Raw genomic sequence first — 6,564 nt, 5'->3', positions numbered from 1 at the left:
GGCCGGCAGGACGCGAAATGCCGGCCAGCGGCCGGCACTACCAGGGGGCTTACGACCAGTCGAACGAGAACAGCACCGTGCGGCTTTCCGGCTCGTACAGCATCACGATCGCATCGGCACCGGTGGCGCACCAGTTGTAGCCGGCCACGTCGGCCACGGCGAAGAATTTGTTGCCATTGCGGGTGATGATCACTGTTTCGGCATCGTCCGCAGCGTTGGGGTCATCGGCAGCTTCGGTGAAACCCAGCTCGAATGCCGCGGGAATCTCTGCGGTTTCGGTCCAGTTGCCGAAACTGATCGGGCCACCCAGCGTATCCAGATAATCGCGCTCGCTGGCCTCACCCTTGCCATAGCGCGAGTAGCAGGCGAGACGGCCATGCGTGGCATGGTAATCGCGGGCCTTGGCGTAGCTCTCGCGCATCTGCGCGATGTGTTCCTGCGCATCCTTGTCCTGCACCGCATCACCGATGAAATAGCCCGCGTTGCCGAGGAAGCGCATCTCGTTGCCGGCGGTCAGTTCGAAGGCGATCCAGTTGGTGCCGGTGAAATCGTTGTGGTGTTCTTCTGTGGTCTCGCCGATGCAGCCGTCATACGGCTCGATCGGGCACAGCATCGTTGCCACCTGGCCGGCCAGTTCCGGGCGCAGCACGCCGAGGTCGATCTTCAGCAGCGGCAGCAGGTGCTGGCCGAGCCAGGCCTGGTCGGAGGGGAAGACATCGGTGGGGAAGGCGACCATGCCGGGCAGCAGGTCGCGCAGTTCAGTCTGGTGGATCATGTCAGTCCTTTGAATTGGATCGGTAGTGCCGGCCGCTGGCCGGCATCCGCGATACATCTGGAGGTTGCCGGCCAGCGGCCGGCACTACCACAGGCGCGTCAGGTCGACGCGCTGCGGATCGCCTCCGGCAGCGGTGCGCTCTTGCCGGTCTGGGTGTCCATCCAGACCACCACCACGTTGCCGTCCGAATAGAGCTTCGATTCGTCCTGCTGGTCGACGATGCGGTGGCCGATGGTCACGCTGCTGTTGCCCAGGCGCTCGACGAACAGCTCGACCAGGATGTCGTTGGGCCACACGATCGGCAGCCGGTAGTTGACGTTGGTCGCGGCCACCACGGGTGCGATGCGGTCGGTCATCGACACACCCTCCACGCCCAGCATCCAGCGCACGCGCGCTTCTTCCAGGTAGGAGATGTACTTGGCGTTGTTCACATGGCCCATGCTGTCCATGTCACGCCAGCGCACGCTGATCGGGATGCGGGCCAGGATCTTGTGTTCGCTGCTCATCAGGCGTCCTTTTTCTTCTTGCTGGCAGTGGCGGTCTTGCTGGTCTTGCCGGTGCTCTTGGCAGCCACGGCCTTCTTCGCCGGCTTCTCGGCCTTTTCAGGCTTCACCTTGCGCGGCGGGCGGGCGTCGGGCTTGTTGGCCACGGCGGCCGGCTGCTCCGGGCGCGCGTGGGTGGACGGCAGCATGCGCGCAAGGAACTGGCCGGTGTACGACTGCGGGCAGGCCGCCACGTCTTCCGGCGTGCCGGTGACCAGGATGGTGCCGCCGCGATGGCCGCCTTCCGGACCCAGATCAACGATCCAGTCGGCGGTCTTGATCACGTCCAGGTTGTGTTCGATCACCACCACCGTGTTGCCCTCGTCGCGCAGCTTGTGCAGCACGCCCAGCAACGCTTCGATGTCGTGGAAGTGCAGGCCGGTGGTCGGCTCGTCGAGGATGTACAGGGTGCGGCCGGTATCGCGGCGCGACAGTTCCTTGGACAGCTTCACGCGCTGCGCTTCACCACCGGACAGCGTGGTCGCGCTCTGGCCCAGCTTGATGTAGCTCAGGCCGACGTCGACCAGTGTTTCCAGCTTGCGCGCAATCGACGGCACCGGTTCGAACAGCTTCAGCGCATCCTCGACGGTCATTTCCAGCACGTCGTTGATGTTGAAGCCCTTGTACAGGATCTCCAGCGTCTCGCGGTTGTAGCGCTTGCCATGGCAGACGTCGCAGGGCACGTACACGTCCGGCAGGAAGTGCATCTCGACCTTGATCAGACCGTCACCCTGGCAGGCTTCGCAGCGGCCGCCGCGCACGTTGAAGCTGAAGCGGCCCGGCGAATAGCCGCGTGCACGCGCTTCGGGCACCTGTGCGAACAGTTCGCGCAGCGGCGTGAACAGGCCGGTGTAGGTGGCCGGGTTCGAGCGTGGGGTGCGGCCGATCGGCGACTGGTCGATGTCCACCACCTTGTCGAACAGGTCCAGGCCATCGATTTCCTTGTACGGAGCGATCGGGTGCGAGGCGCCGTTGATCTCGTTGGCGGCCAGCGAGAACAGGGTGTCGTTGATCAGGGTCGACTTGCCCGAGCCGGACACGCCGGTCACGCAGGTCAGCAGGCCCGACGGAATCGCCAGGTCCACGCCCTTCAGGTTGTTGCCGGTCGCCCCGCGCAGGTGCAGGGTCATCTTCGGGTTCGGCGTGTGCCGGCGCGCGGGGATCTCGATCGCGCGCTTGCCCGACAGGTACTGGCCGGTCAGCGAACGCGGTGCCTCCAGGATGTCCTGCAGGGTGCCCTGGCCGACGATCTCGCCGCCGTGCACGCCCGCGCCCGGGCCGATGTCCAGCACGTAGTCGGCCAGCCGGATCGCATCCTCGTCATGTTCGACCACGATCACCGTATTGCCCAGGTCACGCAGGCGGGTGAGGGTGCCGAGCAGGCGTTCGTTGTCGCGCTGGTGCAGGCCGATCGACGGCTCGTCGAGCACGTACATCACACCGACCAGGCCGGCGCCGATCTGGCTGGCCAGGCGGATGCGCTGTGCCTCGCCACCGGACAGGGTGTCGGCCTTGCGCTCCAGGGTCAGGTAATCCAGGCCGACATCGACCAGGAAGCCGAGGCGTTCGCCGATCTCCTTGACGATCTTCGCGGCGATCTCGCCACGCCAGCCCGGCAGGCTCAGTTCACTGAAGAACTTCAGTGCCTCGTCGATCGGCAGCACCACCAGCTCCGGCAGCGGGCGATCGGCCACGAACACGTTGCGTGCTGCCTTGTTCAGGCGCGCGCCATTGCATTCCGGGCACGGCTGTTCGCTGATGTACTTGGACAGCTCCTCGCGCACCGCAGGCGACTCGGTTTCCTTGTAGCGGCGTTCGAGGTTGGGAATGATGCCCTCGAAGCGGTGCTTGCGCTGGGTGCGGCCGCCAGCTTCGGTGAAGTAGGTGAAGGTGATCGTCTCGTCGCCGCTGCCGTACAGCACGGCCTGCTGCACCTTGGCCGGCAGCGAATTCCACGCGGCATCCACGTCGAACTTGTAGTGCTTGGCCAGCGAGGCGATCAGCTGGAAATAGTAGGCGTTGCGGCGGTCCCAGCCGCGCACCGCACCGGCGGCCAGCGACAGCTCCGGATGCACCACCACGCGCGAAGGGTCGAAGAACTCGGCGATGCCCAGGCCATCGCAGCCGGGGCAGGCGCCCATCGGTGCGTTGAACGAGAACAGGCGCGGCTCCAGTTCCGGCAGCGAGTAGTCGCACACCGGGCAGGAGTACTTGGAGGAGAACAGCGCCGGCGTGGCGTCGGCGGTGTCCAGGCTCTGCACCGAGGCCATGCCATCGCCCAGCTTCAGTGCGGTCTCGAAGCTCTCGGCCAGGCGCTGCTTGATGTCCTCGCGCGGGCGGAAGCGGTCGATCACCGCCTCGATGGTGTGCTTCTGGCGCAGCGCCAGCGGCGGCACCGCATCGATTTCATACAGCTCGCCGTCCACGCGCACGCGCACGAAACCCTGCGCGCGCAGCTGGTCGAACACCTGTGCGTGCTCGCCCTTGCGGTCGCGGATGACCGGCGCCAGCAGCATGTAGCGCTGTTCCGGGTCCAGCGTCAGTACCTGGTCGACCATCTGGCTGACCGTCTGCGCTTCCAGCGGATAGCCGTGGTCCGGGCAGCGCGGGGTGCCGACGCGGGCGTACAGCAGGCGCAGGTAGTCGTAGATCTCGGTGATGGTGCCGACCGTCGAACGCGGGTTGTGCGAGGTCGACTTCTGCTCGATCGAGATGGCCGGGGACAGGCCTTCGATGTGGTCCAGGTCCGGCTTTTCCATCACGCTCAGGAACTGGCGCGCATAGGCCGACAGCGACTCGACGTAGCGGCGCTGGCCTTCTGCATAGATGGTGTCGAACGCCAGCGAGGACTTGCCCGAACCGGACAGGCCGGTGATCACGATCAGCTTGTCGCGGGGCAGGTCGAGGTCGAGGTTCTTCAGATTGTGCGTCCGCGCGCCGCGGATGCGGATGAAATCCATCGCCATGGGGGATCCGGTTGTGGGGGCGTTGGCTGGGTGCCGGGCCAGCAGGGAACGGCAATCGGTCAGCCTACCGAGGTGACCAGATGGGGGCAATGGGCGACAATGCCAGCCCGATGTCTCACCTGATGAGACAGGCCGACAGGCTGGGGTCTTATCCCTTTTCACACCGTTAAAAGTGATCTGACCCCGTTCTGGCCGGGCCCCCGGGCCGTTCAGGGGTTGACTTGACCCGCGCCCGCTGATCTGCGTACAATTCCGCTCCTGTCCGCCCTCGATGGCGGCAGCTCAGACCACAATAACTACAGAGGAAGGCCTGGTCATGTACGCAGTACTGGTCACCGGCGGTAAGCAATACCGCGTGGCGCAGGGCGAAAAGCTCCGCATTGAAAAGCTCGAAGTCGAAGTCGGCAGCGAGATCAAGTTTGACAACATCCTGATGCTGGGTGACAGCGACGGCGTGAAGCTGGGCGATGCGCTGAAGGGCGCTGCCGTCACCGCCAAGGTCCTGTCCCAGGGTCGTGCTGACAAGGTCCGGATCATCAAGTTCCGTCGCCGCAAGCACCACATGAAGCGTCAGGGTCACCGTCAGTACTACACCGAAATCGAGATCACCGGCATCGCCGGCTAAGCATCAGGAGAAGCAGTCATGGCACATAAAAAGGGCGTAGGCTCCTCGCGCAACGGTCGCGACTCCAACCCGAAGTACCTGGGCGTCAAGATCTTCGGCGGCCAGGCCATCGAAGCCGGCAACATCATCGTGCGTCAGCGCGGCACCCAGTTCCACCCGGGTTCGGGCGTTGGCCTGGGCCGTGACCACACCCTGTTCGCCCTCGTGGACGGCAAGGTGGAGTTCTCGGTCAAGGGCGCCAAGAAGCGTCGCACCGTCAGCATCGTCTCGGCCGACGCCTGATTCAGGCATCGCCGGCACCCGTGCCTCGGCATGGGGGTGCTGCATGAAGAGCCCCGCTTCGGCGGGGCTTTTCGTTAGAGTGAAAGCAAGACCGGCCAGGCCGGGTTGCCGGCCAGCGGCTGGCATAACATTCAAGGCGTCGGCAGGCAGGCCGCGCCCATCGCAGGCATCGAAACAATGAAACTGGTAGACGAAGCAGAAATCGAAGTGTTCGCCGGCAACGGCGGCAACGGCTGCATTGGCTTCCGTCGCGAGAAGTTCATTCCGCTCGGCGGCCCGGACGGCGGCGACGGCGGTGCGGGCGGCAGCGTGTACATCCGCGCCGACGAGAACCTGAACACCCTGGTCGACTTCCGCCATGACCGCATCTTCAAGGCGCAGCGTGGCGAGAACGGCATGGGCCGCCAGGCCTATGGCAAGGGCGGCGAAGACCTGACCATCACCGTGCCGGTCGGCACCGTGGTGATCAACGTCGCCACCGATGAAATCATCGGCGACCTGACCCAGCATGGTGATCGCCTGCTGGTGGCGCAGGGCGGTCGTGGTGGCCTCGGCAACATGCACTTCAAGAGCTCGACCAACCGCTCGCCGCGCCAGGCGCTGCCGGGCGAGCCGGGCGAAGAGCGCACGCTGAAGCTGGAGCTGAAGCTGCTGGCCGACGTCGGCCTGCTGGGCTTCCCCAACGCTGGCAAGAGCACCCTGATCCGTGCCGTTTCGGCGGCGACGCCGAAGGTGGCCGATTACCCGTTCACCACGCTGTACCCGAACCTGGGTGTGGTGAAGGTGGAGAACTACCGCAGCTTCGTGATTGCCGACATTCCCGGCCTGATCGAAGGCGCTGCCGACGGTGCCGGCCTGGGTGCGCAGTTCCTGCGCCACCTGCAGCGCACCCGCCTGCTACTGCACCTGGTGGACATCTCGCCGATGGAAGGTGGGGTGGAAGGCATTTCCCCGGTCGAGCAGGTGCGCGCGATCGAGCGCGAACTGGAAAAGCATGATCCGGAGCTGCTGCAGAAGCCGCGCTGGCTGGTGCTGAACAAGGCCGACCTGATGTTCGAAGACGAAGCGAAGGCTGCGGCCGAGCAGATCGTTGCCGAGCTGGGCTGGAAGGAGCCGTGGTTCCTGGTCTCCGCGCTGGGCCGCGAAGGTACTTTCCCGATCATGAGCCGGATCATGGCCTTCTTCGATCGCCAGAAGGAAGACGAGCTGGAAGCCCGCAACGCGCAGTAATGCTGTTGTGGTTCCATGCGAAAAACCCGGCTTCGGCCGGGTTTTTCATTTTCCGTTAGTGCCGGGGGGCGGGGGGGCGGACGCGGGGGTGGCGGGCCCCCGCCGCCCCCACCCCCCCAGCGGGGTAGCGCGGCCCCCCAAAAA

The 6,564-nt window shown here is 65.3% G+C and carries 6 protein-coding genes; 3 read left to right on the top strand and 3 right to left on the bottom strand.

Annotated features, from left to right (window positions below; translation table 11 throughout):
- Positions 1 to 49 precede the first annotated feature (49 nt).
- The 3 genes from ABE423_RS20275 to uvrA all read right to left on the bottom strand — a co-directional run bounded on the left by ABE423_RS20275 (position 50) and on the right by uvrA (position 4,283).
- Positions 50 to 775, bottom strand: coding sequence for an enolase (locus ABE423_RS20275; RefSeq protein ID WP_125895429.1), 726 nt, complete (start codon positions 773 to 775; stop codon positions 50 to 52).
- A gap of 98 nt (positions 776 to 873) precedes the next feature.
- Positions 874 to 1,281 (bottom strand): thioesterase family protein, encoded by a 408-nt coding sequence (locus tag ABE423_RS20270; RefSeq protein ID WP_125895430.1) that lies wholly within the window; start codon positions 1,279 to 1,281, stop codon positions 874 to 876.
- Positions 1,281 to 4,283, bottom strand: coding sequence for an excinuclease ABC subunit UvrA (gene uvrA, locus ABE423_RS20265; RefSeq protein WP_125895431.1), 3,003 nt, complete (start codon positions 4,281 to 4,283; stop codon positions 1,281 to 1,283). The genes ABE423_RS20270 and uvrA overlap by 1 nt, the downstream gene beginning before the upstream one ends.
- A gap of 316 nt (positions 4,284 to 4,599) precedes the next feature.
- Between uvrA and rplU the strand changes: the two genes are divergently transcribed.
- The 3 genes from rplU (at position 4,600) to cgtA (ending at position 6,420) form a co-directional block, all read left to right on the top strand.
- Positions 4,600 to 4,908 (top strand): 50S ribosomal protein L21, encoded by a 309-nt coding sequence (gene rplU, locus ABE423_RS20260; protein WP_005408557.1) that lies wholly within the window; start codon positions 4,600 to 4,602, stop codon positions 4,906 to 4,908.
- Positions 4,909 to 4,926: 18 nt separating this feature from the next.
- Positions 4,927 to 5,190 (top strand): 50S ribosomal protein L27, encoded by a 264-nt coding sequence (gene rpmA, locus ABE423_RS20255; RefSeq protein WP_005415704.1) that lies wholly within the window; start codon positions 4,927 to 4,929, stop codon positions 5,188 to 5,190.
- Positions 5,191 to 5,367: 177 nt separating this feature from the next.
- Positions 5,368 to 6,420 (top strand): Obg family GTPase CgtA, encoded by a 1,053-nt coding sequence (gene cgtA, locus ABE423_RS20250; protein ID WP_032127584.1) that lies wholly within the window; start codon positions 5,368 to 5,370, stop codon positions 6,418 to 6,420.
- Positions 6,421 to 6,564: the final 144 nt, after the last annotated feature.

The organism is Stenotrophomonas sp. TWI1409 (assembly GCF_039673015.1).
GTDB classification, from domain to species: domain Bacteria; phylum Pseudomonadota; class Gammaproteobacteria; order Xanthomonadales; family Xanthomonadaceae; genus Stenotrophomonas; species Stenotrophomonas maltophilia_A.
This window is presented reverse-complemented; position numbering and strand designations above follow the sequence as displayed.